The sequence below is a fragment of the Dactylosporangium sp. CS-047395 genome (assembly GCF_050942185.1).
Lineage (GTDB): Bacteria > Actinomycetota > Actinomycetes > Mycobacteriales > Micromonosporaceae > Dactylosporangium.
Genome location: NZ_CP192015.1, coordinates 9,585,413 through 9,611,045, shown reverse-complemented (window position 1 = coordinate 9,611,045; position 25,633 = coordinate 9,585,413). Strand labels below are relative to the sequence as shown.

General features: G+C 71.4%; 23 protein-coding genes, 1 tRNA gene and 1 other RNA gene. 7 read left to right on the top strand and 18 right to left on the bottom strand.

Annotated elements, in window-relative coordinates:
• Positions 1–55: 55 nt before the first annotated feature.
• Complete coding sequence (locus ACQP00_RS44935) at positions 56–2,989, top strand: BTAD domain-containing putative transcriptional regulator (protein WP_433209319.1); 2,934 nt, start codon at positions 56–58, stop codon at positions 2,987–2,989.
• Between the two features lie 10 nt (positions 2,990–2,999).
• Here the strand turns inward: ACQP00_RS44935 and ACQP00_RS44930 are convergent, their stop codons facing one another.
• The 3 genes from ACQP00_RS44930 to ACQP00_RS44920 form a co-directional block, all read right to left on the bottom strand.
• A complete protein-coding gene (locus ACQP00_RS44930; RefSeq protein ID WP_433209316.1) occupies positions 3,000–3,419 on the bottom strand; it encodes a winged helix-turn-helix domain-containing protein in 420 nt (139 codons plus the stop codon).
• Between the two features lie 122 nt (positions 3,420–3,541).
• The gene (locus tag ACQP00_RS44925; RefSeq protein ID WP_433209312.1) at positions 3,542–3,946 is read right to left on the bottom strand and encodes a hypothetical protein; all 405 of its coding nucleotides are present in this window, start codon (positions 3,944–3,946) and stop codon (positions 3,542–3,544) included.
• A 70-nt stretch (positions 3,947–4,016) separates the two neighbouring features.
• A complete protein-coding gene (locus ACQP00_RS44920; RefSeq protein WP_433209309.1) occupies positions 4,017–5,372 on the bottom strand; it encodes a GH1 family beta-glucosidase in 1,356 nt (451 codons plus the stop codon).
• 36 nt (positions 5,373–5,408) lie between these two features.
• Between ACQP00_RS44920 and ACQP00_RS44915 the strand changes: the two genes are divergently transcribed.
• Entirely contained in the window at positions 5,409–6,182 is a 774-nt protein-coding gene (locus ACQP00_RS44915) for an aldo/keto reductase (protein WP_433209306.1), read from the top strand.
• Here the strand turns inward: ACQP00_RS44915 and ACQP00_RS44910 are convergent.
• From ACQP00_RS44910 to ACQP00_RS44900, 3 genes are all read right to left on the bottom strand, one after another.
• Positions 6,169–6,633 (bottom strand): hypothetical protein, encoded by a 465-nt coding sequence (locus ACQP00_RS44910; RefSeq protein ID WP_433209303.1) that lies wholly within the window; start codon positions 6,631–6,633, stop codon positions 6,169–6,171. The genes ACQP00_RS44915 and ACQP00_RS44910 overlap by 14 nt on opposite strands.
• Positions 6,634–6,657: 24 nt before the next feature.
• Complete coding sequence (locus ACQP00_RS44905) at positions 6,658–7,842, bottom strand: cellulose binding domain-containing protein (protein ID WP_433209300.1); 1,185 nt, start codon at positions 7,840–7,842, stop codon at positions 6,658–6,660.
• A gap of 98 nt (positions 7,843–7,940) precedes the next feature.
• A complete protein-coding gene (locus tag ACQP00_RS44900; protein WP_433209297.1) occupies positions 7,941–8,369 on the bottom strand; it encodes a hypothetical protein in 429 nt (142 codons plus the stop codon).
• Positions 8,370–8,471: 102 nt separating this feature from the next.
• Here ACQP00_RS44900 and ACQP00_RS44895 point away from each other — a divergent pair, with 102 nt between their 5' ends.
• On the top strand, positions 8,472–8,900 hold the full coding sequence (locus tag ACQP00_RS44895) for a winged helix-turn-helix domain-containing protein (RefSeq protein ID WP_433209294.1): 429 nt from the start codon (positions 8,472–8,474) through the stop codon (positions 8,898–8,900).
• A gap of 42 nt (positions 8,901–8,942) precedes the next feature.
• The gene (locus ACQP00_RS44890; protein WP_433209291.1) at positions 8,943–9,920 is read left to right on the top strand and encodes a hypothetical protein; all 978 of its coding nucleotides are present in this window, start codon (positions 8,943–8,945) and stop codon (positions 9,918–9,920) included.
• A gap of 41 nt (positions 9,921–9,961) precedes the next feature.
• Here the strand turns inward: ACQP00_RS44890 and ACQP00_RS44885 are convergent.
• A tRNA-Val gene (locus ACQP00_RS44885) sits at positions 9,962–10,033 on the bottom strand.
• Between the two features lie 38 nt (positions 10,034–10,071).
• Positions 10,072–10,530, bottom strand: coding sequence for a peroxiredoxin (locus ACQP00_RS44880; RefSeq protein ID WP_433209288.1), 459 nt, complete (start codon positions 10,528–10,530; stop codon positions 10,072–10,074).
• A 46-nt stretch (positions 10,531–10,576) separates the two neighbouring features.
• On the opposite strand from ACQP00_RS44880, the gene ACQP00_RS44875 reads away from it, so the two are divergent.
• Positions 10,577–13,309 (top strand): Hsp70 family protein, encoded by a 2,733-nt coding sequence (locus ACQP00_RS44875; RefSeq protein ID WP_433209285.1) that lies wholly within the window; start codon positions 10,577–10,579, stop codon positions 13,307–13,309.
• A gap of 381 nt (positions 13,310–13,690) precedes the next feature.
• On the opposite strand, the gene ACQP00_RS44870 is transcribed toward ACQP00_RS44875, so the two are convergent.
• The 5 genes from ACQP00_RS44870 to ACQP00_RS44850 form a co-directional block, all read right to left on the bottom strand.
• On the bottom strand, positions 13,691–14,122 hold the full coding sequence (locus tag ACQP00_RS44870; RefSeq protein ID WP_360379081.1) for a DUF3052 domain-containing protein: 432 nt from the start codon (positions 14,120–14,122) through the stop codon (positions 13,691–13,693).
• A gap of 107 nt (positions 14,123–14,229) precedes the next feature.
• Positions 14,230–16,692 (bottom strand): transketolase C-terminal domain-containing protein, encoded by a 2,463-nt coding sequence (locus ACQP00_RS44865; protein WP_433209282.1) that lies wholly within the window; start codon positions 16,690–16,692, stop codon positions 14,230–14,232.
• 74 nt (positions 16,693–16,766) lie between these two features.
• On the bottom strand, positions 16,767–17,201 hold the full coding sequence (locus tag ACQP00_RS44860) for an NUDIX hydrolase (protein ID WP_433209279.1): 435 nt from the start codon (positions 17,199–17,201) through the stop codon (positions 16,767–16,769).
• Between the two features lie 12 nt (positions 17,202–17,213).
• A complete protein-coding gene (locus tag ACQP00_RS44855; RefSeq protein WP_433209277.1) occupies positions 17,214–17,618 on the bottom strand; it encodes a YjbQ family protein in 405 nt (134 codons plus the stop codon).
• A 19-nt stretch (positions 17,619–17,637) separates the two neighbouring features.
• On the bottom strand, positions 17,638–18,033 hold the full coding sequence (locus tag ACQP00_RS44850; protein ID WP_433209274.1) for a hypothetical protein: 396 nt from the start codon (positions 18,031–18,033) through the stop codon (positions 17,638–17,640).
• 280 nt (positions 18,034–18,313) lie between these two features.
• On the opposite strand from ACQP00_RS44850, the gene aceE reads away from it, so the two are divergent.
• On the top strand, positions 18,314–21,073 hold the full coding sequence (gene aceE, locus ACQP00_RS44845; protein WP_433209271.1) for a pyruvate dehydrogenase (acetyl-transferring), homodimeric type: 2,760 nt from the start codon (positions 18,314–18,316) through the stop codon (positions 21,071–21,073).
• Between the two features lie 136 nt (positions 21,074–21,209).
• On the opposite strand, the gene rnpB is transcribed toward aceE, so the two are convergent.
• Positions 21,210–21,599, bottom strand: an RNA gene (gene rnpB, locus ACQP00_RS44840) — RNase P RNA component class A.
• A 29-nt stretch (positions 21,600–21,628) separates the two neighbouring features.
• Between rnpB and ACQP00_RS44835 the strand changes: the two genes are divergently transcribed.
• Positions 21,629–22,387 carry a sulfite exporter TauE/SafE family protein gene (locus tag ACQP00_RS44835; RefSeq protein WP_433209268.1) on the top strand — a complete coding sequence of 253 codons (759 nt, stop codon included), beginning with the start codon at positions 21,629–21,631 and terminating at the stop codon, positions 22,385–22,387.
• A 4-nt stretch (positions 22,388–22,391) separates the two neighbouring features.
• Here ACQP00_RS44835 and ACQP00_RS44830 read toward each other — a convergent pair whose 3' ends face one another.
• Genes ACQP00_RS44830 through ACQP00_RS44815 form a run of 4 tightly spaced genes read right to left on the bottom strand, consistent with a single transcriptional unit; the run spans position 22,392 to position 25,550 of the window.
• Positions 22,392–23,438, bottom strand: coding sequence for a histidine phosphatase family protein (locus ACQP00_RS44830; RefSeq protein ID WP_433209265.1), 1,047 nt, complete (start codon positions 23,436–23,438; stop codon positions 22,392–22,394).
• Positions 23,439–23,442: 4 nt separating this feature from the next.
• Positions 23,443–24,183, bottom strand: a complete 741-nt coding sequence (locus ACQP00_RS44825) for a zinc ribbon domain-containing protein (RefSeq protein ID WP_433209262.1) — start codon at positions 24,181–24,183, stop codon at positions 23,443–23,445.
• Positions 24,180–24,986, bottom strand: a complete 807-nt coding sequence (locus ACQP00_RS44820; RefSeq protein ID WP_433209259.1) for a Nif3-like dinuclear metal center hexameric protein — start codon at positions 24,984–24,986, stop codon at positions 24,180–24,182. The genes ACQP00_RS44825 and ACQP00_RS44820 overlap by 4 nt, the downstream gene beginning before the upstream one ends.
• Before the next feature lie 9 nt (positions 24,987–24,995).
• Positions 24,996–25,550, bottom strand: a complete 555-nt coding sequence (locus ACQP00_RS44815) for a flavoprotein (protein ID WP_433209256.1) — start codon at positions 25,548–25,550, stop codon at positions 24,996–24,998.
• Positions 25,551–25,633: the final 83 nt, after the last annotated feature.

The following is a 25,633-nucleotide window of genomic DNA, read 5'->3' as shown; positions in this document are numbered from 1 at the left end:
CCGCCCACCGTGCACCTCCCCGATCAGCAGCGGATCAGCGGCGAATAATCGACTCGTGCTCTCATTCGGCGTGCTGGGTCCTCTGGAAGCCTGGGATCCGGATGTCGTACCGCTCAAAGGCCCCCGCCACCGCACGATCCTCGCCCGCCTGCTGATCGCCCGCGGGCGCGTCGTCCCGGTCGACGTCCTCGTCGACGACGTGTGGTCGGGCGCGCCGCCGTCCGGGGCCCTGGGCGCGCTCCGCACGTTCGTGGCCGATCTGCGCCGTGCCCTGGAGCCGGACCGCAAGCCGCGCACGCCCCCGCGCGTGCTGATCACCGCCCCGCCGGGCTACGCGCTGCGAGCCTCGTCGGTGGACGCGTGGCGCTTCGAACAGCTGGTCGCGGACGGCTCGCTCACCGCCCTGGACGAGGCCCTGTCCCTGTGGCGCGGCCCCGCGTACGCGGAGTGGCCCGCCGAAGGCTGGGCCCGCGCCGAGATCGACCGCCTGGACGACCTGCACCAGCTGGCCCGCGAGCGCCGGGCGGCGGCCCTGGTCACCGCCGGCCGTCCGGGGGAGGCCGCGCCCGACCTGCGCGCGCTGGTGGCGGCGCACCCGTGGCGCGAGGAGTCCTGGCGGTTGCTGGCGTTGTCGTTGTACCGCTCGGGCCGCCAGGGTGATGCCCTGTCCGCGCTGCGCGAGGCTCGTGCGGTGCTGGTGGGGTCGCTCGGCGTCGACCCGGGGCCGGCGCTGCGTGCGTTGGAGACGGACATCCTGACGCAGTCGGTCGCCGAGCCGGTCCCGCCTGCACAGTCCGGGCGCGACGACGAGCTCCAGGCCGACGTAGTGGATGGCGAACTTGGGCGGCTTGGGCGCGGCGCGGCGGCGGTCGGGTCCGGCGAGCTTCAGGCCGGCTCGGTGGATGGCGAGCGTGGGCGGCTTCGGGGCGGCCCTGCCTTACGCGCGGGGTCGGCGGACCGGGAGCTGTTCGGGCGCGATGCTGAGCTGCAGCGGCTCCGGGACAGCACGGCGGCGGTCGCGCTCGTTGAAGGTGAGGCCGGGGCGGGGAAGAGTGCGCTGGTGGAGGCGTTCGCGCGCGAGCAGGAGGGGCGCGGGTGGACGGTGCGGTGGGGGAGGGCGGGCGAGTACGAGGGTGCCCCTGGTACCTGGCCCTGGACCGATCTGCGGACCGCCGGGACCGAGTTGGCGGCTTCAGCGCCGGTCCTGCTGGTTGCCGAGGATGTTCACCGCGCCGATCGGGACGTGTGGGATGTGCTCGCGACCCTGCCCGACGGGGTGCGGCTGCTGGCGACCGCGCGCGACAGCGATCCGAGTGACGCGTTCACCGCGTTTCTGGCCCGGCTGGCCCGTGCGGAGCCGTTGCGCATCCGGCTGGCGGGGCTGGCTGAACCGGCCACGGCGGCCCTGGTGCGGGAGGTTGTCGGGCGGGGGTTGGGGGCACGGGAGGTACACCTGCTGCAGGAAAGAACGGCCGGCAATCCCTTCTTCGTGCGTGAACTGGCCCGTCTGGTCGCCGCGGAGGGTCCGGCCGCGCTGCGCACCGTGCCGCCGGGTGTCCGCGACGTGATCCGGCACCGTTTGGCGCAGCTGCCGGAGCCTACTCGTCAAGTTCTGCGCCAAGCCTCCGTCCTGGGCCGTGACATCGACCCCGAGTTGCTCGCCGCGCTGGCCCGGACCGACGTCGTGGACGCCCTGGAGGCCGCGACCCGCGCCGGCTTTCTGACCGACGGCACCAGGTTCGCCCACATTCTGGTCCGCGACACCATCTACGGCGACCTGGCCACCCCTCGCCGTCAATCCTGGCACACCCAAGCCGGCGAGGTCGCCCACCGTTTGACCCCAAACGACGCCGCGACCTTGGCGTACCACTTCGCCGCCGCCGGCACCCGGGCGACGTCCGAGCGGGCGGCGCGCTACTCGGCGGAGGCCGCCCGGTCGGCCGAGCACCGCAACAACCCTCATGAGGCCGCTCGGCTGTGGCGCCAGGCGGTCACCCACGACGGCGGCACGGTCGACTCGCTGCTGGGCCTGAGCCGCGCCCTCGCCGTGATCGGCCACCTGGACGAGTCGCGCCACCTGCGGGCCGAGGCGCTGGCGAAGGGATCGACGGCTGAGTTTGCGGTACCGGCGATCTGGCCTCGCAACGACGATGACCACCTGTCGGCCGAGATCGTGACGGCGGCCCGAATCGCGTTGCCCGGCACCACGGGCGAGGCGCGGGCCCGCTTGCTGATCGCCGAAGCCATGGAACTGCGCGGCCGCGGCGACCCCCGCGGCGCGGACGAGGCCTACGCATTGTCGGGCGCGAATGCGCAGTTACGCGCTCTGGCCTTGAACGCCCGTTTCCTGCACTGCTTCCCGACACCGGGCCGGGCCGCGGAACGCCTGTCGGTCGCCGAGGAACTGCTGGACCTGTCGCGTACGCACGGCCTGGTGACGTTCGAGGTCCTGGCCCATCTGATCGCGTTGCAGTCGTCGTGCGCGCTGAACGACCCGGCCGCCGCCGACGCGCATGCGGCCGCCGCGGACGCGTTGTCGGAGACGTACTCGCTGCCCGTGGTCCCGGTCTTCACCGAGTGGTATGCGGCGATGCGCACCGCGAGCGAACCATCGTACCGCCGCGCCGACGCCCATCTCGCAACGGCCCAGATGCCGGGCATGCGCGCGGGTCTGCTGGGCCTGGCGCTGCTGTCGCTCGACCGTTTGGGCCCGAATGACGACCTGGGCCCGTACGAGCCGTGGGCGCGCCCTCTGCTGCTCACGCGCGCCGGCCGCCCGGACGAGGCGCGAGCGGCCCTGCGATCGCTGCCGCCGTCCCCGCGCGACCTGCTGTGGGAGGCGCGGCTGTGCGTGGCGGCCCAGGCGGCGATCGAACTGGACGACACCGGCGCCCACCGGGCACTGGCGGCGGAGCTGAGCCCGGCCGCTCACGAGCACGCGGCGGGCAGCGGAGTCCTCACCTTCGGCCCGGTCGCCGACTTCCTCTGAGACGCCCTGATCAGCCGCGCTCGTCGGCGGGTGGGGTGATGATCGCGACGCGTTCGGCGGGGTGGTAGGACTCGAATTCGTCGGTGTGGATCACGATGAGCGGCACCCCTTCGAGCATGTCGTGGCGGTGGCGTTCGTCGTAGGTGGGCATGCGCACGGTGATCCGGGCGGCCGGTGGTGCCTGGAGTTCTTCGACCGCGATGGCCTTCCGAACCGAGGACCGCCGGCCGCGGGTGGTGACGATGATGCCTTCGGTGCGCAGCACGCCCATCGCGTCGCGGACCACGTCGCGGCTGACGCCGTATTCGCCGGACAGCGCCGCTTCGCTCGGCAGGTAGGAGCCGGCCACGAGTTCCCCGACGCGCACCCGCTCCAGCAGGTGGTAGGCGAGTTGCCGGTACAACGACATCCCAGAACGTCGATCCAACATAGCCGCGACGCTATCACCCATACGGCCATGCGGCCCCAAGCCACCGCTACCTGTATGAGTCGAGACGCCGGAAGCAAAAAAGCCGCCGCGAGCCAGGCTCGCGGCGGCAAAGCAGGTCCGATTCACGGCTTGTGCGGGCACCGATGAATCGCCCGCCGCGGAATCCGGGCCGGCCGCCGGATCGACACCAGCCGAGCCGGCCGCACCGCCGGAATGGACGACGACGAAGGCGCCGAGGACGAAGCCGAAGCCACCGCCGCCAGATGCGACGACAACGCCGCATGCAGCAGCGTCGGCGACGGCGACGGCGCCACCGTGGACGGGTTCGCCCGCCGGTTCAGCGGCTGGTACGTCCGCTGCCCCGGAATCCGCGGCCGCGAGACCGAAGAAATGGGGCGCGGCGGAAGGGAGTCCACGACCGGCGACGGCTCCTCGTCCTTCTCCGGCCGCGTCACGATGAACGCGACGACCGCCGCCACGAGGACGGGGACCAGGTAGAGCAGGGCTCCGGCGTATTGCTCGACCACGGCGGGTACTCCAAATCGGCTGCACACGACTGACCTGCGCAACGCTACGGATTCCGCCGCTCCCACCGTGTCATCCGGTCGGGTCGCGCTGCAAGTCCGGCCGGGGTGCAGCTGCGGTGCAAACCTCCCGGTACCAGTCGTAGGAGCGGCGCGGGGTCCTGACCTGCGTGTCGAAGTCGACGTGGACCAGGCCGAAGCGCTGGTGGTAGCCCTCCGCCCACTCGAAGTTGTCCAGGAGCGACCACGTGCAGTAACCGTGGACCTCGACCCCGGCGTCCATCGCCGCCCGCAGCGCGCGCAGGTCGCCGGCGATGTAGTCGATGCGGAACTGGTCGTCCTGATCGGGCCAGGAGCAGCCGCTCTCGGTGATCCAGACCGGCGGGAGGCGGTCGCCGTAGCGCTCCTGCATGCCGACGAGCAGCTCGCGCAGGCCGTCGGGGACGACCGGCCAGTCGAAGGCGGTCTTCGGGTACCCCTCGATGTCCAGCCGCACGAAGGGCAGCGGGTCGCCCTCCGGCGGGGCGGCGATCAGCGACGGGTTGTAGTAGTTCACGCCCATCGCCTGGATCGGCTGGGAGATCACCTCGAGGTCGCCCTCCATGATGATCGAGTCGACGTCGGCGGTGGTCAGGAACTCGTAGCCGGGCGGGTACTGGCCGAGCAGGATCGGGTCGGTGAACAGGTGGTTCTGCACCAGGTCGTAGACGGCCGCGGCGAGCTGGTCGGCGTCCGAATCGCTCTTGGGCCAGACCGGCGAGTGGTTGTTCGCGAGCGTGACCGGCGCGCTCGAGGTCCGCCGCAGCGCCGAAACAGCAAGACCATGAGCCAGGAGCAGATGGTGTACCACGGGAAGCTGGTCGGTCATCATCTGCAGGCCGGGCGCGTGGACACCCTGGACATGTCCGAGGGCGAAGTGGATGTACGGCTCGTTCAGCGTGATCCACAGCTTCACCCGGTCGCCCAGGCGCTCGCCCAGCAGCTCCGCGTACTCCCCGAAGCGCATCGCCGTGTCCCGGTTGGCCCAGCCGCCCTGGTCCTGCAGCTCCTGCGGCAGGTCCCAGTGGAAGAGGGTGACCAGCGGGTCGATGTCCCGCTCGAGCAGCCCGTCGACCAGGCGCTCGTAGAAGTCCAGGCCGGCCGGGTTGGCGGGGCCGCTGCCGGTGGGCTGGATGCGCGGCCAGGCGACCGAGAAGCGGTACGCGCCGGCGCCCAGGCCTTTGATCAGGTCGAGGTCCTCGGCCCAGCGGTGGTAGTGGTCGCAGGCCACGTCGCCGGTGTGGCCGTCCCGGACGCGCCCCGGCGTGTGGGCGAAGGTGTCCCAGATGGACGGTCCCCGACCGTCCTCGCCGACGGCGCCCTCGATCTGGTACGCGGCGGTCGACACGCCGAAGCGGAAGCCCGGCGGAAACTGCGGTAGATCCGGCATACGGCGCACGCTATCGCTTCGAGGCAAGATTGGCTCATGGCACACGAGATTCCAGCCGTGGAGCTGGCGCCGGGCGTGAACCTGCCGACCATCGGCTTCGGCACATGGCAGATCACGGGCCGGTCGGCGTACGAATCGGCCCGGGCGGCCCTCGACGCCGGATACCGCCACATCGACACGGCCACCATGTACGGCAACGAGGAGGAGATCGGCCGGGCCCTGCGCGACAGCGGCCTCGACCGCTCCGAGGTCTTCATCACCACCAAGCTCCCGCCGTCGCAGGCGGGCAAGGAGCGCCAGACCCTCGACGCGAGCCTCAAGGCGCTCGGGGTGGACTTCGTCGACCTGTGGCTCATCCACTGGCCGCCGGCCCGCGGCAAGTCGCTGCCGACCTGGGTGTCGTTCCTGGAGCAGCGCGACGCCGGGCGGATCCGCTCGGCCGGGGTCAGCAACTACGACACCGCCCTGATCGACGAGCTCATCAAGGAGACGGGCGAGACGCCGGTGGTCAACCAGGTCCCCTGGAGCCCGGCCCAGCACGACCCGCGGTTCCTCGACGACATGCGCGACCGCCGGGTCGTGGTCGAGGGCTACAGCGCTCTGAAGAACACGCCGCTGGACGACCCGCGCCTGGTGCGGATCGCCGAGGCGCACGGGGTGACCGTGCCGCAGGTGGTGCTGCGCTGGCAGCTGCACCACGACGTCGTCATCATCCCGAAGTCCACCCACCCGGAGCGGATGGCCCAGAACCTCGCGGTCCTGGACTTCTCGCTCACGGCCGACGAGATCGCCGCCGTCAACGACGTGTGATGTCCCGGTCGATCCGGGCCCGCCAGCCGCGCTCCTGAGGCTTGCGGCGCAGCTTGGCCAGGGCCGCCACCGCGCCGGCGGTGAGCTCCTCGAAGTCGAAGCCGGTGCGGTGGGTGCCCTTCTGGATGACGAACGCCATCCCGGCCGAGTTGCTCACCGCCCAGCCGGGGCGGGTGCCGAGGCGATGGGCGGCGTTGGCGCCGTACGCCGTGACGAGCTGGATGTCGAACGGGTACCGCACCTCGCCGCCCTCGCGGGTGACCACGATCCGGGCCTGGGCCAGGGTGTCGTCGCGGTTGAACAGGGCCCGCCACCACTTGGTGCGCGGCGCCTCGACCACCACCTCGACACCCTGCCCGTGCGCGCCCGGATCACCGGCGTCGGCGACGCGCCGGACGAGGTCCACGACCTTGTCCTGGCGCGACCGCCGGAACGGCATCCACCTCTCCACGGCGCCAATGATCGCGCACCGGGTTCAGGAAGTCAGCGCCGCGAAGCCCGATTTGTTGCCGGTGCTGTCAAAGGCCCGGACCCTGAAGTTGTACGCCGTGTTCCCGCTCGTCCGCGGCTCGCCCCAACTGGTCCCGGTGACGTCGCCGGCCCAGTCGTTGCCGTGGAAGACCTGGTAGCCGGCGACTCCGACGTTGTCGCTCGACGCGCTCCAGGTCCACGTCACCGTGCTGTCGGTGACGCTCACCCGCAGGTCACCGGGGACGGTCGGCGGCCGCGTGTCCGAGTTCGGCCCCGGATCGACGGCCACCATGATGCTGCGCGGGGCGGAGCGGTTGCCGGCCCCGTCGAACGCGACGACCGTGAAGGTGAAAACCCCGAACCCCAGCGTCGGTACCGTCAAACTCAGCGCACTCGTCGCCCCGTACCGCTCGCCGTTGACCGACACCTCGTACCCGGCCACGGCGACGTTGTCGGTCGCGGCCGTCCACCGGATCACCGTCATGCCCGGGTACACGTTCGCCGGCGCGGTCGGCGCCACCGTGTCCGCCGGCCCACCCGGCGTGATGACCGCGAACGGCGAGGCATTCCCGGCCGCGTCGAGCGCCCGCACCCGGTACGTGATGATCATCGGCGGCGGCATGCCCATGGTGTATTCGGTACCGGTCACGGTCGCCACGAGACTGGCCCCGCTGTAGACCTCGTAGCCGGCCACGGCAGTGTCGTCGCTCGATGCGTCCCAGCGCAGCGTGAACGTGGTGGTCCCGACGACCGCCCGCAGATTCCCCGGCGTGGACGGCGGCCGGATGTCGGCGCGGGCTCCGGTGCAGGAGGCACCGTTCAACGAGCAGTTCAACGGCCCGCCGGTACCCTGCGCGACCCAGCCGAAGTTCGCATTGCCCCCCGCCGCGACCGTCGCATTCCAGGCCGCCCCGACGGCCACGTAATGATCGCCGGTGCGGGTCAGCTGCGCCCCCCACGAATTGGCGACCGTCGTTCCAGCCGGCAGATCGAACTCGACCCGCCAGGTGAGCGGCGCCGAAGTCCCGTTGTCGATCGTGTACTGCCCGGTGTACCCGTTCGACCATGCGCTCTGCTTCACGAACGTCGCGGTCGCCGCACCCGGCACAGCGGCGCCGGCCGGTCCCGGCCCGGCAAACCCCGCAACCCCGACCACAGCGGCGGCGACCGCCACCAGAAAGCGATTCATGCCGCTGAATATAAGTCCGCCCCTGGCCCAGTTCCCCGAACGCCGGCCCGTATGCCCGCGATCAGCCGAATTCCACCGGGAAACTTTCCGCTACGCGCTCAATCACCGGTGGCCCCGAAGAACAACAACTGACTGGGCTCACCGTCGGCGTACAGCACGAGATGCCGCCCGCCACCCCGCTCCGACAGCAGCGGCAGCAGCCGCTCCCGGTCCGCGACGCTCTCCAGCGTGGGCCGCGCGGTCCCGAACTCCCGCACCGCCTCCTCGTCACTGACGGCGAAGGTCCGCCCGAACGCCCGCTGCCCGCCGCCGGTCCCGACCTCGAACACATCCAGCACGGAGTGCGTCATGCAGTGCCGGATCTCCTCGTCGGCCCAAAGCTCCCGCTCGGTACCGGGCCGCGGCCGCTCACCCTCGTACAGCCAGTAGTAGTCCCCGGAGGCGAACACCTCAGCCCGAAGTCTCCGCAGCGCACCAGCCACATCCTCGTCGAACGGCACAACATAGTCCCAGCCGGACGCACCCACGAAGTTCCTCCCACCGACGATGGCAGCGGCGATCCTGCCACACCGGCCCCCGCCTCGTTCGCTATGTGGCCACATGGCCTTATAGGTGATACCGTCGCGGCCATGCTCGATCGCCGCTCCCCGGTCTCGCTCTACCGCCAACTGGCCCACCACCTCCTGGACCGGATCCGCACCGGCGACCTCCCACCCGGCTCCGACCTGCCGAGCGAAAACACCCTCTCCAGCGAATACGGCGTCAGCCGGGACGTGGTCCGCGACGCGATGGGCGTGCTGCGCACCGAAGGCATCATCGTCACCACCCGCGGCCGGCGATCCTCGGTTCGGAAGGCCATCGCGGTCGAAGAACTCCAGGCACCACCGGCCGCCCGGATCACCGTGCGCATGCCCACCTACGACGAACGCCACCGCCACGACATGCTCGAAGGCGTCCCACTCATCGTGATCCACACCGACGAATTCGAGACCTACCACCCCGCCGACCGCGTCGCGATCATCACGCCGCCCGGGCCGGTGCAGTCGGCGGGGCTCTGAAGGGGCGATACGGAACGTGACCATCGACTATGGTGAGATCCCGTGACGTATCCACCGGCCGGTGAGCCCAACCAGAATCAATATCTCGGCGGCTACCCACCGCCGCCGCCCGGGCCGCCACCGACCGGCGCTTTTCCGGCGCAGCCGGCGGCCCCCGGCTATCCGCCGCAGGCGCAGCCACAGTACCCGCCCACGCAGGGCTGGCAACAGGCCCCGCCCACGCAGGGCTGGCAGCAGCCGCCCCCGGTGCAGCCGCCCACGCAGGGCTGGCAGCAGCCGCCGCCGATGCAGCCACCGGTGCAGCCACCGATGCAGCCGTACGCGCCGCCGCGCAGTTCGATGCCCTGGGTGCCCATCGGCGTCATCGCCGGCATTCTCGTGCTCGCCGTGATCGGTGGTGTGCTGGTCATCACCAAGGTGTTCGGCGGCAAGGACGACGAGCCGACCACCCCGCTGGCCGCCCCGGCGACCACCGGCGGTGCCGCTCCCACCACCGGCGGGCTCAAGACGCCGTCCAAGACGAGCGCGCCCGCCGCCGGGCCGGCCAAGTACAAGGCGCCCGGTGACGTGTGCGGGATGGACCTGAGTGCGCTCGGGCAGTACTCCTTCAAGAAGGAGAAGTCCACGCCGAACGTGCGCAACACGGGTGGCATCGCCCGCGCCGACTGCGACTTCGACCTGCGCACCTCGGCCGGGGTGAAGGTCACCTTCAACATCAAGACGCAGGTGTACTCCACGGCCAAGGAGGCCAAGTCGTACTTCGACTCCGGGTACGACCTGGACAAGCAGCGCTACTTCGACGGCGAGCTGAGCGGCATGGGCGAGCGGGCCTACGGTACGAACCGGGACTGGGACATCGGCTCGAAGACCAGCGACTACACGATCCGCCTGGTCGACAGCAATCTGTACCTCTCGATCAGCCTGGTGACCTTCGGCACCGCCTTCGTGCCCAAGGACCAGCTCAAGCCGAAGGCCGTCGACGAGATGAAGGCCATCCTCGGCAAGATGCCGGCGGCCTGACGAAACGCAGCAGGGGCTCATACGAGCCCCTGCTGTCACCGTGGGCACGGTTGGTTTCGAACCAACGACCCCTCGCTTGTAAGGCGAGTGCTCTCCCACTGAGCTACGCGCCCGTGAATCTCCCGGGTACCCAGCATGGTACCGAACAACTTCACAACGCGGCGACGGCCGATCGCCAGACCTCCGGGTCGCGGGACCGACCTGCCGAAACGCGTTCCGTGAAGGCGACCACGCCGTCCGGGTCGATGAGGAAGGTACCCCGGTCGGCGTACCCCTTGGCCTCGTTCAGCACCCCGTAGGAGGCGGCCACGGCGCCGTGCGGCCAGAAGTCGGCGAGCAGCGGGAAGGTGAAGCCCTCGCGGTCGGCCCAGACCTTGTGGGCGTACGAGGAGTCGACCGACACGGTCAGCGCCTGCACGCGGTCGTTCTGGAAGTCGGCCAGGTGCCGCTGCAGGGCCGCGAGTTCGCCCTGGCAGGTGCCGGTGAAGGCGAGCGGGTAGAACACCAGCAGCACCGCCTTGTGCGAGCGGTACGAGGTCAGTTCGACCTCCTGGTTGTTCTGGTCACGCAGGACGAAGTCCGGTGCCGGATCTCCGACATCCACTGTCATGCCTCGAATATGCCAGTTGTCGTACCGGGCACCTACACTCACCCGCATGGCAGCAGGGCCGCGGCTCGGCATCGATTTCGGGACCTCCCACACCGTCGCGCTTCTCGCGTGGCCGGACGGGAGGGTGCGCCCGTTGCTGTTCGACGGGTCGCCGTTGCTGCCGTCGGCGGTGTACGCGCAGACCGACGGGGCCCTGCTCGTCGGGCGGGACGCGGTGCACGCCGCGCGGGTCGACCCGGCGCGGTTCGAGGGTAGCCCGAAGCGGCGCATCGACGACGGGACCGTGCTGCTGGGCGACCGCGAGCTGAGCGTGCCCTCGCTCATCGGGGCGGTGCTCGGGCACGTCAACCAGGAGGCGGTGCGGGTCGCGGGCGGGCCGGTGGCCGAGCTCACGCTGACCCACCCGGCCGCGTGGGGCGTCTCCCGGCGGCTCGCGCTCATCGAGGGCGCGAAACTCGCCGGGCTGCCGCAGCCGGCCCTCATGCCCGAGCCGGTCGCCGCCGCGCACTATTTCGCGGGTGTCCTGCAGAAGCCGCTCGCCGGCGACCAGGGCCTGCTGGTGTACGACTTCGGCGGCGGCACCTTCGACGCGAGCCTGGTCAGCCGGTCGGGGGAGGGCTTCGACGTCCGCGCCGTCGACGGCATCGACGACCTGGGCGGGCTCGACCTCGACGCGCTGATCGTGGAGCACGCGCGCGGGCAGATCGAGAACCCCGAAGTGTGGGCGCGGCTGGACAACCCGCAGAGCACCGAGGACCGCCGGCACCGCCGCATGCTGTGGGACGACGCGCGCATCGCCAAGGAGATGCTGTCGCGCACCCCGAGCGCCGCGCTGCACGTGCCGATCGCCGCGGCCGACGTGACGATCACCCGCGAGCAGTTCGAGGACAAGGCCCGCGGGCTGCTCGAGCAGACCGTACGCACCACGGGCGCGGTCATGCGCTGGGCCGGCATGGACAAGAGCAAGCTCGCCGGCCTGTTCCTGGTGGGCGGCTCCAGCCGGGTTCCCCTGGTCAACACCCTCCTGCAGCGCGAGCTCGGCCTGGCCCCCACCGTCATCGAACAGCCCGAGCTGGTCGTGGCGGAGGGCAGCCTCCGCGCCTGGGTCAACATCGCCCGTCCCGCGCAAAATGCTTCAAACGCCGCGTTTGTACCGTCTGAACCCCCGTCAAGTGCCGCTGGCAGTCCGGCCGCCGCGTCAAGCGCCGCAGGCCCAACAGCCGCCGCCGGTGCCGCAGCAGCAGCCGCCGGCATGGCCAACGCAGCCGGAGCGGCCGCCGCACCCGGTGCCGCAGCAGCGGCAGGCCAACAGGCGCCCATGTGGCCGCAGCAGGCCACTCAGGCCGCTCAGCAGCCAGGCCAGCAAGCTGGCCAGCCGATGCCGCAACCAGGTCAGCAGCAGGTCCAGCAGCCCGGCCAGTTCGCCCAGCCGCAGCCCCCGGTCAGCAGCGCTCCCGTCAGCAGCTCCCCGGTCAGCAGCTCCCCGATGAGCAGCGCCCCGGTCAGCAGCACCCCCGCGAGCAGCGCCCCGGTCAGCCCGGCCGCCTTCCAGCAGCCCCAATACCCCCAGCACCAGCAGCCCGGCTACCAGCAACCCCAGTACCCGGCCAGCAGCGCCCCCGTCAGCCCAGCCGCCTTCCAGCACCCCGCCCCCGTGAGCGGCGCCCCCGTCAGCCCCGCCGCGTTTCAGCAGCAGCACCCCGCCGCCTACCCCACGGTCCCGCAGCACCAGCAGCCCCACCCCGGCCCCGACGCGCAGGCCACCCAACGGCTGCGCCCGATGACCCCGGCCCCGCAGGTGCCACCCCCGCAGGCGTACGTCTCGCCCGCCGCCCAGCCGACCATCTACGCCCCGCCGCCGCGCGAGGAGGCCCCGCCGCCGCCGAGCCAGGGGCGCAACTGGGCCGTCCCGCTGCTGATCGGCATCCTGGTGCTGGTCCTCGGCCTGGCCGGGTACGTCGTGTTCCAGAACCGCGACAACAAGGGCAACGAGGCGGCCGGGGACACCGGCACCTCCGCCCCGGCGGCGGATGCGTCGGGCGACGGGGTGAGGGCGATCCCGCAGTACAACCGGGAAGATGAGCCCTCCTGGGTGCCCAACGGGTGGCGTGACCAGGGCTTCGGGGCCGTCGACCAGCTCTGGAAGTCGCAGCAGGAGTCGGAGGGCGGCCGCTGCGACACCGGCAACGGGCGGCTGCGGGTCACCACCGACCAGGCGCCCGGGCTGACCGGCTGCACGCTGAAGCCGCCGCTGGACGTGCCGATGACCGACGGCAGCATCGAGACCAAGGTGAAGCTGACCGCGGGCTGCGCGGGGCTGTGGCTGCGCACCGGCGAGCACGGGTACACCCTCGGGCTCTGCGACGACAACAAGGTCCGGCTGTACAAGCTGTACAAGGACCCGCCGAACGAGCACGACCTGATCAAGGAGTGGCCGTACAAGCCGGGCAACGGCGTGCAGGACATGTTCGTCGCGTTCAAGATCGAGGGGAACCAGCTCAACGCCTACGTCAACGGCGTGCAGTTCGGCCCGGTCGCCGACGACGAGATCCACACCGGGAAGGTGAACCTGGGCGCGTTCACCCTGACGGGGAAGACCGCCGACGCCTCGTACACCCAGGTGCGCGTGTTCATGCCCGAGGACTGGCAACCGGGCAACGGCCCGACCACGACCCAGACGCGCCGGCCGCAGCCGTCCACGTCGAGCTCGGGCTGGAACTCCAAGAGCCCGTCGGCCGCGCCGACCACGAAGAAGCCCACGCCACAGCCCACGGCCTGACCGCCGACGACGGCGGAGCCCCGCGCGGGAGTCACCTGACACCGCCGAGGTCCGCGCGAGCGTCCTGGCACCGCTGAGGCCCGCGAAAGGGCCTGGCACCGCCGTGGCGGGGTGTGACGCCGGCGGCCGGACGGGGTGCCCGCGTGAGAGTTTTGGCACTGCGGCAGGACGGCGGGTGGCCGCGTCAAGGCCGCGCCGCTGCCCAGGGGCATGGTGTCAGCGGGCGGAAGGGCGGCCGCGCAAGGCCGCTCCGCTGCGCACGGCGGGCCTGACGCAGCGGGGCCCGCGCAAGGCCACGCCGCTGCCCACGGCGTGACTTCAGCGGGCGGAAGGGTGGCCGCGCCGTGCGAGGACGCGGCCGGGAAAGCCTATTTCACGAGCTCACCGGCGCGAGCGCGCGGCACGGGGCGCGACCAGCCGGGCCGCGGTCCAGTCCTTGCCCGCGTTGACCGTCGAGGTCTGCTGCAACCCCGCGGTGGGCGCCGACTCGTTGATGTCGCTCGGCTCGACGTGCCCGGGGCGGCCGGCCTTCGGGGTGAGCAGCCACACCACGCCGTTGTCAGCCAGCGGGCCGAGGGCGTCGATGAGCGTCTCGACGAGGTCACCGTCTTCGTCGCGCCACCACAGCAGCACCACGTCGACGACCTCGTCGGTTTCCTCGTCAACCAGCTCCCCGCACCGGTCGATCAGGACGTCGCGGAGATCCTGGTCGACGTCGTCGTCGTACCCCATCTCCATAACGACCATGCCCGGTTCGACTCCGAACCGGTCCGCCAGGCTCTTCACCTCGGCCTGACCCGCGGTCGCGTTCACTGTCCACTGCCTCCTGTCGCAACAACCACTGTTAGCGCGTAGTCCACACAGTACGGGCCGTCAACGCAAGTGGCGCACCGATGCGATCGAAAAACTGTCTGTCCAAGTTACCGGGCGAGCAAGGATCTCGCTCCCTGAACGATCTGCTCTTCGGACACCAGTACGTGATTGGCGGCCGGTCCCAGCGGGATGAACGAGTCCACGGCGGCCACCCGGCGGGCCACCCCGACGTATCCGCCGTCCACCAGGGCCGCGATGACGCCCTCGCCCACCCCGCCCGAGCGGCGGGTCTCGTCGACGATGAGCACGCGGCCCGTGTCGGAGGCGTTCTTGATGATGTCGCCCACCGGCAGCGGGGACAGCCAGCGCAGGTCGACCACCCGGCAGGCGATGCCCTCGGCGCTGAGCCGGGCGGCCGCGCGCAGGGACAGCCGCACCCCGTTGCCGAAGGTGATGATCGTCAGGTCGTCGTTGGGGCCGTTGCTGTACGCCCGGGCCCGCCCGATCGGCACGTGGATGGCGGGCCATTCGCTGGGCGGCGCGTAGTCCGCCACCCACCAGTTGTCGTTCTCGGTGTGCAGGTCACGTGTGTGGTACAGCGCGATGGGCTCCAGAAACACGCACACGCTGCCGTCCACGACGGCGCTGGCGAGGCAGGTGCGCAGCATGGGCGCGGCGTCCTCGGCGCGGGCCGGGGCGGCGACCACCAGCCCCGGGATGTCGCGCAGGACGGCCAGCGCGTTGTCGTTGTGGAAGTGCCCGCCGAAGCCCTGCTGGTAGCCGAGGCCGGCGACCCGCACCACCATCGGGTTGTGGAACGCCCCCTGCGAGAAGAACTGCATGGTGGCCGCCTCGCCGCGCAGCTGGTCCTCGGCGTTGTGCAGGTAGGCGAGGTACTGGATCTCGGGGACCGGCAGCATCCCGGCCACCCCGGCGCCCAGGCCGAGGCCCAGGATGCTCGTCTCGTCCAGGAGGGTGTCGAACACCCGGGTCGCCCCGAAACGGTCCCGCAGGCCCTTGGAGACCCCGTAGACACCGCCCTTGGCCGCCACGTCCTCGCCGAACACGATCATCTGGGGGTACGCGAGCATGGCGTCGGTCAGCGCCGCGTTGATGGTCTGGGCGAGGGTGAGCGGCCCGCCCTTCTCCGGCAGCTTCCCGCCGAACGCGGCCAGGCGGCTGGCCGGGTGGCCGGTGCCGTTGCCGTTGTTGCGCGGCGTGCCGGAGACCGGCCGGACCTCGGCGGCGGGCGGCGGGGTGGGCTCGGGCTCCGGCCAGTCCTCGTCCGCGGCCGGGGACCCGGGCTCGGCCGGGTCGGCGGCGAACTCCAGGTCGTCGTCGAGCTCGCGGCCCGCGTCCTCGTGCGGCTCCTCCGGCAGCTCGTCGGCGCCGAGGTGGGCGGCCGCGTCGGCCACGGCCCGGGACACCCGCACCGGCCGGCGCGGGGCCAGCGGGGCGGTGATCTCCGAGGCGCCGCCGAGCTTGGGCTCGCCGAGCACCTCCTCGGCGACCCGGCGCACCTCCCAGCCGATCTCGTCGTAGCGGGTCATCAGCTCGGCCGGGGCCGCCACACCCGCCTCGACCAGCATCCGGGCGGTGCGCACGAGCGGGTCGCGGGCCAGGTCGGCGGCGATCTCGACGGGGGAGCGGTACGCCATCTCGGCGTCGGCCCCGGCGTGCCCCATGAGCCGCACGGTGGTCAGGTGCAGCACGGCCGGGCGGCGGTACCGGCGCACCCAGGCCGCCGCCTCCGCCGCGCGGTCGTAGGTCTCGGCCGAGTCGCAGCCGTCGGCCGAGTAGTAGCGCAGCCCCGGGCGGCTGCTGAGGGCGGCGGTGACCCAGCCCTCGGGCGAGCGCACGCTGATGCCCAGCCCGTTGTCCTCGCAGACGAACAGCAGCGGCAGCTTCAGCCCGATGTGGTCGCACCAGCCGGCCGTGTTGAACGCGGCGGTCGCGGCCGCGTGATTGATCGAGGCGTCGCCGAACGACGAGACCACGATCGCGTCCGCCGGCCAGCCGTGCCCGCCGCCGGGTGGGCTGAGCCGCTTGCCCCGGCCGAGCGCGTAGGCGATCCCGACGGCCCGCGGCAGGTGCGAGGCGATGGTCGAGGTGGTCGGTACCACATGCAGATCGGCGTGGCCGAAGATCTTGTGCCGGCCGCCGGCGATCGGCTCCCGCGACGAGGCGACGACTCCGCGCAGCACGTCGCGGATCGGGTCGCTGCCGGCCACCTGGGACGCGCGCATGCAGTAGAAGCCGCCCGAGCGGTAGTGCAGCAGCGCCGGGTCGGTCGGGCGCAGCGCCGCGGCCACGGCGGCGTTCCCCTCGTGGCCGGAGGACCCGATCGTGTAGTACCCCGCGTCGAAGCTGCGCAGCCACCGCGCGGCCAGGTCCAGGTGGCGGCTCGTCGACTGGGCGTCATAGAGCGCGCGGGCCTGCTCCCCGGTCAGCGCGGTGTCCTCGCGGACGGGCTCGTCGGCTTCGCGCGCGGAACCCGCGGCCACGAGCCCGGCGAGCTCGGCACGGAACCGCTCGTCGAGATCCTGAGGGGTGGTCACGCTCGACAGCATGGCCGAAAACGGTCATCTGATGCCACCCAGGGCAGGTGTACCGGCCGAATCCGGCCAAATGACCGACCCGGCGGCTACCGGTCGGCCAGCGCCCGGTACTCGGGTGAGGCCAGGAATCCGGGCAGCAGCAGCGCCGCGGTCACCCCCAGGTCGCGGGCGAGCGCCTCCTCCGGTGTGAGGAACACCATCGCCTGCCCCTCGCCCAGCACCACGTCATCCTGCCCGGCGTCGGTCGGGCCGCAGAACACGTGCATCTCGACCTCGCCGTCGGCGGTGGTCACCGAGGGCCGGGAGCGCACCGTGTACGGCCGGATCGCCCCGGCATCCAGGCCCGTCTCCTCCATGACCTCGCGGCGGGCGGCCTCCTCGGGCGACTCGCCGGGCTCGATCTTGCCGCCGGGCATGGCCCACTGGTTCGGCGACACCTTGGCGTGCGCGTCGCGGTGCTGCATGAGGACGCGTCCCTCGGGGTCGACGAGGAACACGACGGCGACACGGCGCTCGATCACGGGCTCATCCTGTCATCCCCGGACGAAACTGAAGCGGACCTGGCGTGTGGCGTTGTCGCCGTTCGGGTCGACCAGGCAGATGGACTGCCAGGTGCCCAGGGCGATCCGCCCGCCGACGACCGGCAGGGTGGCGTACGGCGCGACGAACGCCGGCATCACGTGGTCCCGCCCGTGGCCGGGGGAGCCGTGCCGGTGCCGCCAGCGGTCGTCGGCCGGCAGCACGTCGTCGAGGGCGCGCAGCAGGTCGTCGTCGCTGCCGGCGCCGGTCTCGATGATGGCCACGCCGGCGGTGGCGTGCGGGACGAACACGTGCAGCAGGCCGTCGCCCTGGTCCTGCACGAACCGGGCGGCCTCCTCCGTGATGTCCCGCACGACGGGCTGGGAGCCGGTCCGGACCGTGATCACCTCGGTGCGCATCGGCCCAGTCTCCCAGCCGTCAGTCGGAACTGCTGCTTCCGGAGTCACTCGAGCTGCTGCTTCCGGAGTCGCTGGAGGAACTTCCGGAGTCGCTGCTCGAGGATCCGGAGTCGCTCCAGGACGATCCGGAGTCGTGGTGGTGGACGGTGTGACCGTGGCTCTGCCAGGTGTCATGGGACGACGAGGACGATGACGACGAGTGATCCGTGTAGGACGCGCTCGGCGGGCCCGGGGTCCAGTTGGGGTCCAGCGGGCTGGGGGACTCGACGTAGCCGCCGGAGCCGTTGACGACGTTGCGCGGGACGGAGCGGGTGACCCGCCGTACAACAAAAATGACCGTGACGATCGCCACCGTCACCGCGACGGTGACGATGCCGCACGGCAGCAGCAGCCACCAGGACGAGTTCTCGGACACGGGCGGCACCGTAGCCTTCGGACGGGCCTGGAATACTCGCAATGTCGCCCTTACGTCAAGAGGGAGACGCCACAGAAGTTACCGGCCGGTATCGTGTCGAGCGTCGCAGTTGGCGTCCCGTAGGCGTGACGGACGGCACCGAAGGCAGGCAGGATGGACATGGGCTCATCACTGGCCATGAACCATCGAGCCACACCCCGAGGCCACCCAGACCGGTCGCAGCGCCCGACGCGTCCCGCCGAGCACCACTCCGGTCGCTAGCAACCCAGAAGGAACGCCTGTGTCGACCGAACGCAAGCGCCCGGTGATCAGCGACGGCCTACCGAGCCAGCTGCCCGACATCGACCCCGAGGAGACCACCGAGTGGGTCGAGTCCCTGGACGGCGTGATCGATGAGCGTGGAACCAAGCGCGCACGCTACGTGATGCTGCGGCTCCTGGAGCGCGCACGCGAGCGACAGGTCGGCGTCCCGCCGCTCACCACCACGGACTACATCAACACCATCGCGCCGGAGCGGGAGCCCTGGTTCCCCGGCAACGAGCACATCGAGCGGCGCATCCGGGCGTACATCCGGTGGAACGCGGCCATGCTCGTGCAGCGCGCCCAGCGTCCGGACGTGGGCGTCGGCGGCCACATCTCGACCTTCGCCAGCGCCGCCAGCCTCTACGAGGTCGGCTTCAACCACTTCTTCCGGGGCAAGGACCACCCGGGCGGCGGCGACCAGGTCTTCTTCCAGGGCCACGCGTCCCCCGGCATGTACGCCCGCGCGTTCATGGAGGGCCGGCTCAGCGAGCAGCAGCTCGACGGCTTCCGCCAGGAGCTCTCGCACCGCGGGCTCGGCGGCGGCCTGCCCAGCTACCCGCACCCCCGGCTGATGCCCGGCTTCTGGGAGTTCCCGACGGTCTCGATGGGCCTCGGCGGCATCAACGCGATCTACCAGGCGCGCTTCAACCGGTACCTGCACAACCGGGGCTTCAAGGACACGTCCGACCAGCACGTATGGGCGTTCCTGGGCGACGGTGAGATGGACGAGCCCGAGTCGATCGGCGCCATCGGCGTCGCGGCCCGCGAGGAGCTCGACAACCTCACCTTCGTGATCAACTGCAACCTGCAGCGCCTCGACGGCCCGGTCCGCGGCAACGGCAAGGTCATGCAGGAGCTGGAGTCCTTCTTCCGCGGCGCCGGCTGGAACGTGATCAAGGTCGTCTGGGGCCGCGAGTGGGACCCGCTGCTGGCCGCCGACACCGACGGCGCGCTGGTGAACCTCATGAACGTCACGCCCGACGGTGACTACCAGACGTACAAGGCCGAGTCCGGCGCCTACGTCCGCGAGCACTTCTTCGGCCGCGACCCGCGCACCCGCAAGATGGTCGAGCACCTGACCGACGACGAGATCTGGAACCTCAAGCGGGGCGGGCACGACTACCGGAAGCTGTACGCGGCCTACAAGGCGGCCACCGAGCACACCGGGCAGCCGACGGTCATCCTGGCCAAGACCATCAAGGGCTGGACGCTGGGCTCGCACTTCGAGGGCCGCAACGCCACGCACCAGATGAAGAAGCTGACCCTGCAGGACGTCAAGGACTTCCGGGACCGGCTGTACCTCGAGATCCCCGACAGCGCGATCGGCGACAACCCGTACGCCGTGCCGTACTACCGCCCGGACGAGAAGTCCGAGGAGATGGAGTACATGTTCGAGCGCCGGCGCGCGCTCGGCGGCTCGGTGCCGGAGCGGCGGACCAAGCACATCCCGCTGCAGCTGCCCGAGAGCGCCACGTACGGCGACATCAAGCGCGGCTCGGGCAAGCAGAAGGTCGCCACCACGATGGCCTTCGTGCGCATGCTGAAGGACCTCATGCGCGACAAGGGCATGGGCAAGCGCTGGGTCCCCGTCATCCCCGACGAGGCCCGCACCTTCGGCATGGACTCGCTCTTCCCGACGGCCAAGATCTACTCGCCGCACGGCCAGAACTACACGCCGGTCGACCGCGAGCTGTTCCTGTCCTACCGCGAGGCGACTTCCGGCCAGATCCTGCACGAGGGCATCAACGAGGCCGGCTCGGTGGCCTCCTTCACCGCCGCCGCGACCAGCTACGCCACCCACGGCGAGCCGATCATCCCGGTGTACATCTTCTACTCGATGTTCGGCTTCCAGCGCACGGCCGACGGCATCTGGGCCGCCGCGGACCAGATGAGCCGCGGCTTCCTGCTCGGCGCCACCGCGGGCCGCACCACGCTCAACGGCGAGGGCCTGCAGCACGAGGACGGCCACTCGATGCTGATCGCCGCGACCAACCCGGCCGTGGTGGCCTACGACCCGGCCTTCGCGTTCGAGATCGCGCACATCACCGAGAACGCCGTGAACCGCATGTACGGCGAGACCCCGGAAGACCTCATCTACTACCTGACGGTCTACAACGAGCCGATCTTCCAACCGGCCGAGCCCGCGAACGTGGACGTGGACGGCGTCCTGCGGGGCCTGTACCTGTACCTGCCCGCTTCTGCTCTGGAAGGCGCTCCTGCGGACGGCCCCAAGGCCCAGATCCTGGCCTCGGGCACGGGCATGCAGTGGGCCCTGAAGGCGCAGAAGCTCCTGGCCGAGGAGTGGGGCGTGGCCGCCGACGTCTGGTCGGCCACCTCGTGGACGGAACTGCGCCGCGACGCCGTACGCACGGAGGAGCACAACCTCCTGCACCCGGCCGACGAGCCGCAGGTCCCGTACGTCACCCAGCGCCTGCAGGACACGGCCGGCCCGGTCATCGCGGTCTCGGACTTCATGCGCGCGGTGCCGGACCTGATCGCCCGCTGGGTCCCGAACGACTACACGTCGCTGGGCACGGACGGCTTCGGCATGTCGGACACCCGCCACGCCCTGCGCCGCCACTTCCACGTCGACGCCGAGTCCATCGTGGTGGCCACCTTGCGCCAGCTGGCCCGCCGCGGCGAGGTCCCGGCCTCGGCAGCCGCGGACGCGGCCAAGAAGTACGCCATCGACGACGTCAACGCCGCCCCGGTCGGCGAAACCGGCGGCGACTCGTAAGACATTTATTGAGGGCCGCGACGGCAGGGTTCACGCCTTGCCGTCGCGGCCCTTTCCGCGCGCCGGCCACATTACGAGGCCTGAGCGAGCATTCGGCTAGGCAGCTGCCATGACCGACAGCGTGGTCGGGGTCGGACGGACGAGTCGACCTGTACGCCGGGTTCTGTCCCCGCTCGGAAGCGGGGGACGGCCATCCATCTCGGCCTGCCGTTGCCGGCAGGCTCCAGCGGTCCACCCGCAGGCTCGGGCGGGCCGCCCTCGAACGCCTGCGCAGGCCGGGCCCGTGGGCCCCGCGCCCTTTTGACCTTGCTCCGGGTGGGGTTTACCTAGCCGCCCCGGTCGCCCGGGGCGCTGGTGGGCTCTTACCCCACCGTTTCACCCTTACCAGGCCGAAGCCTGGCGGTCTGCTCTCTGTGGCACTGTCCCGCGGGTCGCCCCGGGTTGCCGTTAACAACCACCCTGCCCTGTGGAGCCCGGACGTTCCTCGGCGGTGCCGGAGCACCGACGCGGCCGCCCGGTCGACTCGTCCGTCGCGCTGACTATGGTAGTCAGACCATGGACCTCGCCGACATCGCATTGCTCTCCGTGGCCGGGCTGGCGGCCGGGACCGTCAACGCGATCGCCGGGGGCGGGTCGCTCATCACGTTTCCGGCCCTGATCGCGACCGGGTTGCCGCCCGTCGCGGCGAACGTGACGAACAGCACATCCGTGTTTCCGGGGTACGTCTCGTCCGTCGTCGGCAGCCGCGCCGACCTCGGGCGGGCGCACTGGCGGCCGCTCGTGCCGACCGCGGTCGTCGGGGCCGCGTTCGGGTGCGCGCTGCTGCTGCTCACGCCGGCGGCGGCGTTCGACGTGGTGGTGCCGTTCCTGGTGCTCGGGGCGGCGGCGGTGCTCGCGTTCCAGGACCGGCTGCGGCGGCTCGTGGGGCATCCGCGGGAGATGTCGGGGCGGCGGCGGGCGCTGAGCCTGCACGCGATGGTCTTCGTCGGGTCGATCTACGGCGGGTACTTCGGCGCCGCCCTCGGTGTCATGCTCGTCGCCGGGATCGGGCTGGTCGTGGACGAGTCCATGGCCCGGGTCAGCGCGCTGAAGAACGTCATCTCGGCCGTCGTCGGGCTGGTCGGGGTGCTCGCGTTCGCGCTGTTCGGGCCGGTCGACTGGGCCGATGTGGCGGTCACGGCCCCGACCGCGCTGATCGGCGGGTACCTCGGGGCACGGCTGGCCCGGCGGCTGCCGAGCATCGTGCTGAGGACCTTGATCGTCGCGTTCGGGACCGTGGTCGGCCTTGTCCTGCTATATCAAGCCTTCTCGTAAAAAATCAGGACAAGTGCCCCGTCTCGTTCACCGACCGGACCGCGACCCCACCGTCGGGCCAGGAGTCGACGAGGGAAATCCCGGCCGCGTCGAGATACAGCCGGAACAGGAACGAGTCGCTGGCGGCCAAGGCGTCCCGGAGCATCAATTTGATCGGCGTCACATGTGAGACGACGGCGATCTGGCGCCCCTCGAAGCGATCCTGCAAACTCCGGACCGCCCGCCGCACCCGCATCGCGACCTGCTGGAACGACTCGCCTCCGGGCGGCGGGACGGCGGTCGAGGCCAGCCACCGGTCCTGCTCGGCCGCGTAGCGCTCGCGGACCTCGGCGTACGTGAGGCCCTCCCACTCGCCGAAGTCGCACTCGATGAGGTCGTCCTCGACGATCAACGGCACGTCACCCAGCGCTGCGGCGGTCTCCAGGCAGCGCTTCAGCGGCGAGCTGATCACCGCGGCCAGATCCGGGACCAGCTCATGCACCCGGGCCGCGGCGCGAGCGGCCTGCTCGTGACCGACGGGGGCGAGGGGAATGTCGCCCCGGCCCGAGTACCGCTTCTCGGCCGTGTACGGGGTCTCGCCGTGCCGGATGATGACCATCCGGAGGGGAGAGCCGGTCGACGGGGGAGACCAGGAACGCTTCTCAACCGGCTCGGCCTTGCCGTCCATCGCGGCGTTGGCCAGCCGGTCGGCGTCCTTGTTCTGCTCGCGCGGAATCCAGCCGTACCGCACCAGCGCGAACCCCCGCGCCAGCGCCTTGGCCTCGTCGGCGAGCGGACGCAGCCCCGGATGCTTGATCTGCCAACGCCCGGCCATCTGCTCGATGACCAGCTTGGAGTCCATCCGCACGTCGACCTCGTCCGCGCCCAGCTCGCGGGCGGCCTTCAGCCCGGCGATCAGCCCGGAGTACTCGGCGACGTTGTTCGTGGTCACCCCGAGCGCCCCGAGCCGCTCGGCCAGCAGCCCGCCGTGCTCGTCGCGCACGACGGCGCCGTAGCCGGCCGGGCCCGGGTTGCCGCGCGAACCCCCGTCGGCCTCGACGATCACCCGCATGCGGCTACAGCCCCGACTCGGCGGTGCGCACCAGGATGCGGCGGCACTCCTCGCAGCGCACGACCTCGTCCGCCGGGGCCGCCTTCACGCGGGCCTTGTCGCCGCCGGAGAGCTCGATGCGGCAGCCCTCGCAGCGGCCCTGGCGCAGCATCGCCGCGCCGATCCCGCCGCTGGACTCGCGGATCTTGTCGTACAGCGTGACCAGGTCGGCCGGCAGGTCGGCGGCGAGCGGGCGGCGCCCGGCCCGGCGGAACTCCTCGTCCTTGGCGATCGCGGCCAGGGCCTCGTCGCGGCGCTGCTCGGACGCGGCGCGGGTGGCCCGGGACGTCGTCAGCTTGCCGACGATCTCGTCCAGGGCGGCCTGGGCGGTCTCGCGCTGCTCCATGAACTCCAGCTCGGCGTCCTCGAGCTCGGACTGGCGCCGGTTGAGCGTGGCGATCTCGTGCTGCAGCGCCTCCAGCTCGCGCGACGGGCCGCTGCCGCCGTCGAGGCGGGCCTGGTCCTTGTCCTTGCGGGCGCGGACCTGCTCGACGTCCTTCTCCAGCCGCTCGATGTCGCGGTCGATGTCGTCCACGGCGACCTGGGCGCGGACCCGCTGATCCTCCATCATGGACAGCTCGCGGGCCAGCGCGTCGAGCTCGGCGTGCTCGGGCAGCGCCTTGCGCTTGTGTGCGAGCTGGGTCAGCGCGATGTCGATCGCCTGGAGATCGAGCAGGCGGCGCTGGGCTTCCGGATCGGCCTTCACGAGTCGTTACCCTCCAACAGAACCCAGGGTGAGGTGTCCACATCGGACACGATGGTCTGCACGCCGGCCTCCGCGCGCAGGAACGCCGCGACGTCGTCCAGCCAGGGCCGCTCGGACGCCCAGTGGGTGACGTCGACGAGGGCCGGCCCGCCGTTCGCGAGGTGCTCCTGCGCCGGATGATGGCGCAGATCCGCGGTCAAGTATGCGTCAACGCCCGCGCGGGTGGCGTCGGCCAGGAACGCATCGCCCGACCCGCCGGACACCGCGACCGTGCGGACGGGCCGGGACGGGTCCCCTGCCGCCCGTACCATGGCGGCGTTTTGCTGCAGTTGATCGGCCGCGTGCCGGGCGAACGCGGCCAGGGTCATCGGCTCGGGGAGCCGCCCGACGCGCCCGTGTCCGCGCTCGGGTGCCTTCGGATCAGACCGCAGCGGGTGTACTTCCAGCAGGCCGAGCCGCCCCGCCAGGGCATCCGACACGCCCGGGTTGGCGACGTCGCCGTTGGTGTGCGCGGTGTACAACGCGATCCCGGCTCTGATCATCCGGTGCACGATGCGGCCCTTGTAGGTCGTCGGCGCGAGGATGGAGACGCCGCGCAGGAGCAGCGGATGGTGGGTGAAGACCAGCTCCGCCCCGGTCCGCTCGGCCTCCTCGACGACGGCCGGGTCGCAGTCCACGGCGAGCAGCACCCGGCTGACGGTCGCGTCGGGGTCGCCGAGGACGAACCCGACGCGGTCCCAGTCCTCGGCCCACTCCGGCGGGTAGCGCTGCTCCAGCAGCGTGACGAGTTCGGCGACGCGCACGGCGCTACGTTAGTCCACCGGCGCCTGCACGGACCGTTGCGCCTCCAGCGCGTCCAGCGGGAGGTGCCACGGGAAGTCGGTGCGGTTCTCGCCGATGCCGGGCTGGTGCAGCTCGATGATGTCGTCGCCGTACAGCATCGTGACGCCCCACGACCGCAGCCGCTCGATCGACTCGCCGAACGCGGGGTGGGCGGCCATGGCCCGGTTCGTGTACGGCACCGCGACGATCGGCAGCCCCAGCCCGAGCCCCTCGACGACGAGGCCGAGGGCCAGGGTGTCGGCGATGCCGGCCGCCCACTTGTTGACCGTGTTGACGGTCGCGGGCGCGACGATGATCGCCTCGGCGGCCGGCAGGACGTCCGGGTCGCCGGGGTATTTGTACCGGTGTCGTACGGGGTGACCGGTCTGCCTGACCACGCCGGGCACATCGAGCCACTTGAGGGCGTCCGGCGTGGCGACCACGCAGACGTCCCAGCCACGCTCCTGGGCGAGCGAGACCAGATTGCCAACGCCGGCGGTGGCGGGTGAGCCACACACGACGGCGTACAAAACGGGTCGTGACATGCGGGCATTCTGCCCTGTTGCTTACACGCCCACACTCATGTGCTCGGCAAGTTCCGCCACCGGGGCCGACGGCGTGCCCCGCG

Excerpts from the sequence above, each read along its gene's own strand:
- ACQP00_RS44865 (WP_433209282.1), bottom strand. The coding sequence starts at position 16,692 with ATGCTGTCGAGCGTGACCACCCCTCAGGATCTCGACGAGCGGTTCCGT.
- ACQP00_RS44815 (WP_433209256.1), bottom strand. The coding sequence starts at position 25,550 with ATGTCACGACCCGTTTTGTACGCCGTCGTGTGTGGCTCACCCGCCACC.
- ACQP00_RS44880 (WP_433209288.1), bottom strand. The coding sequence starts at position 10,530 with ATGACAGTGGATGTCGGAGATCCGGCACCGGACTTCGTCCTGCGTGAC.
- ACQP00_RS44855 (WP_433209277.1), bottom strand. The coding sequence starts at position 17,618 with ATGCGCACCGAGGTGATCACGGTCCGGACCGGCTCCCAGCCCGTCGTG.
- ACQP00_RS44830 (WP_433209265.1), bottom strand. The coding sequence starts at position 23,438 with ATGCGGGTGATCGTCGAGGCCGACGGGGGTTCGCGCGGCAACCCGGGC.
- ACQP00_RS44835 (WP_433209268.1), top strand. The coding sequence starts at position 21,629 with ATGGACCTCGCCGACATCGCATTGCTCTCCGTGGCCGGGCTGGCGGCC.
- ACQP00_RS44915 (WP_433209306.1), top strand. The coding sequence starts at position 5,409 with ATGGCACACGAGATTCCAGCCGTGGAGCTGGCGCCGGGCGTGAACCTG.
- ACQP00_RS44875 (WP_433209285.1), top strand. The coding sequence starts at position 10,577 with ATGGCAGCAGGGCCGCGGCTCGGCATCGATTTCGGGACCTCCCACACC.
- ACQP00_RS44905 (WP_433209300.1), bottom strand. The coding sequence starts at position 7,842 with ATGAATCGCTTTCTGGTGGCGGTCGCCGCCGCTGTGGTCGGGGTTGCG.
- ACQP00_RS44920 (WP_433209309.1), bottom strand. The coding sequence starts at position 5,372 with ATGCCGGATCTACCGCAGTTTCCGCCGGGCTTCCGCTTCGGCGTGTCG.
- ACQP00_RS44895 (WP_433209294.1), top strand. The coding sequence starts at position 8,472 with ATGCTCGATCGCCGCTCCCCGGTCTCGCTCTACCGCCAACTGGCCCAC.
- ACQP00_RS44930 (WP_433209316.1), bottom strand. The coding sequence starts at position 3,419 with ATGTTGGATCGACGTTCTGGGATGTCGTTGTACCGGCAACTCGCCTAC.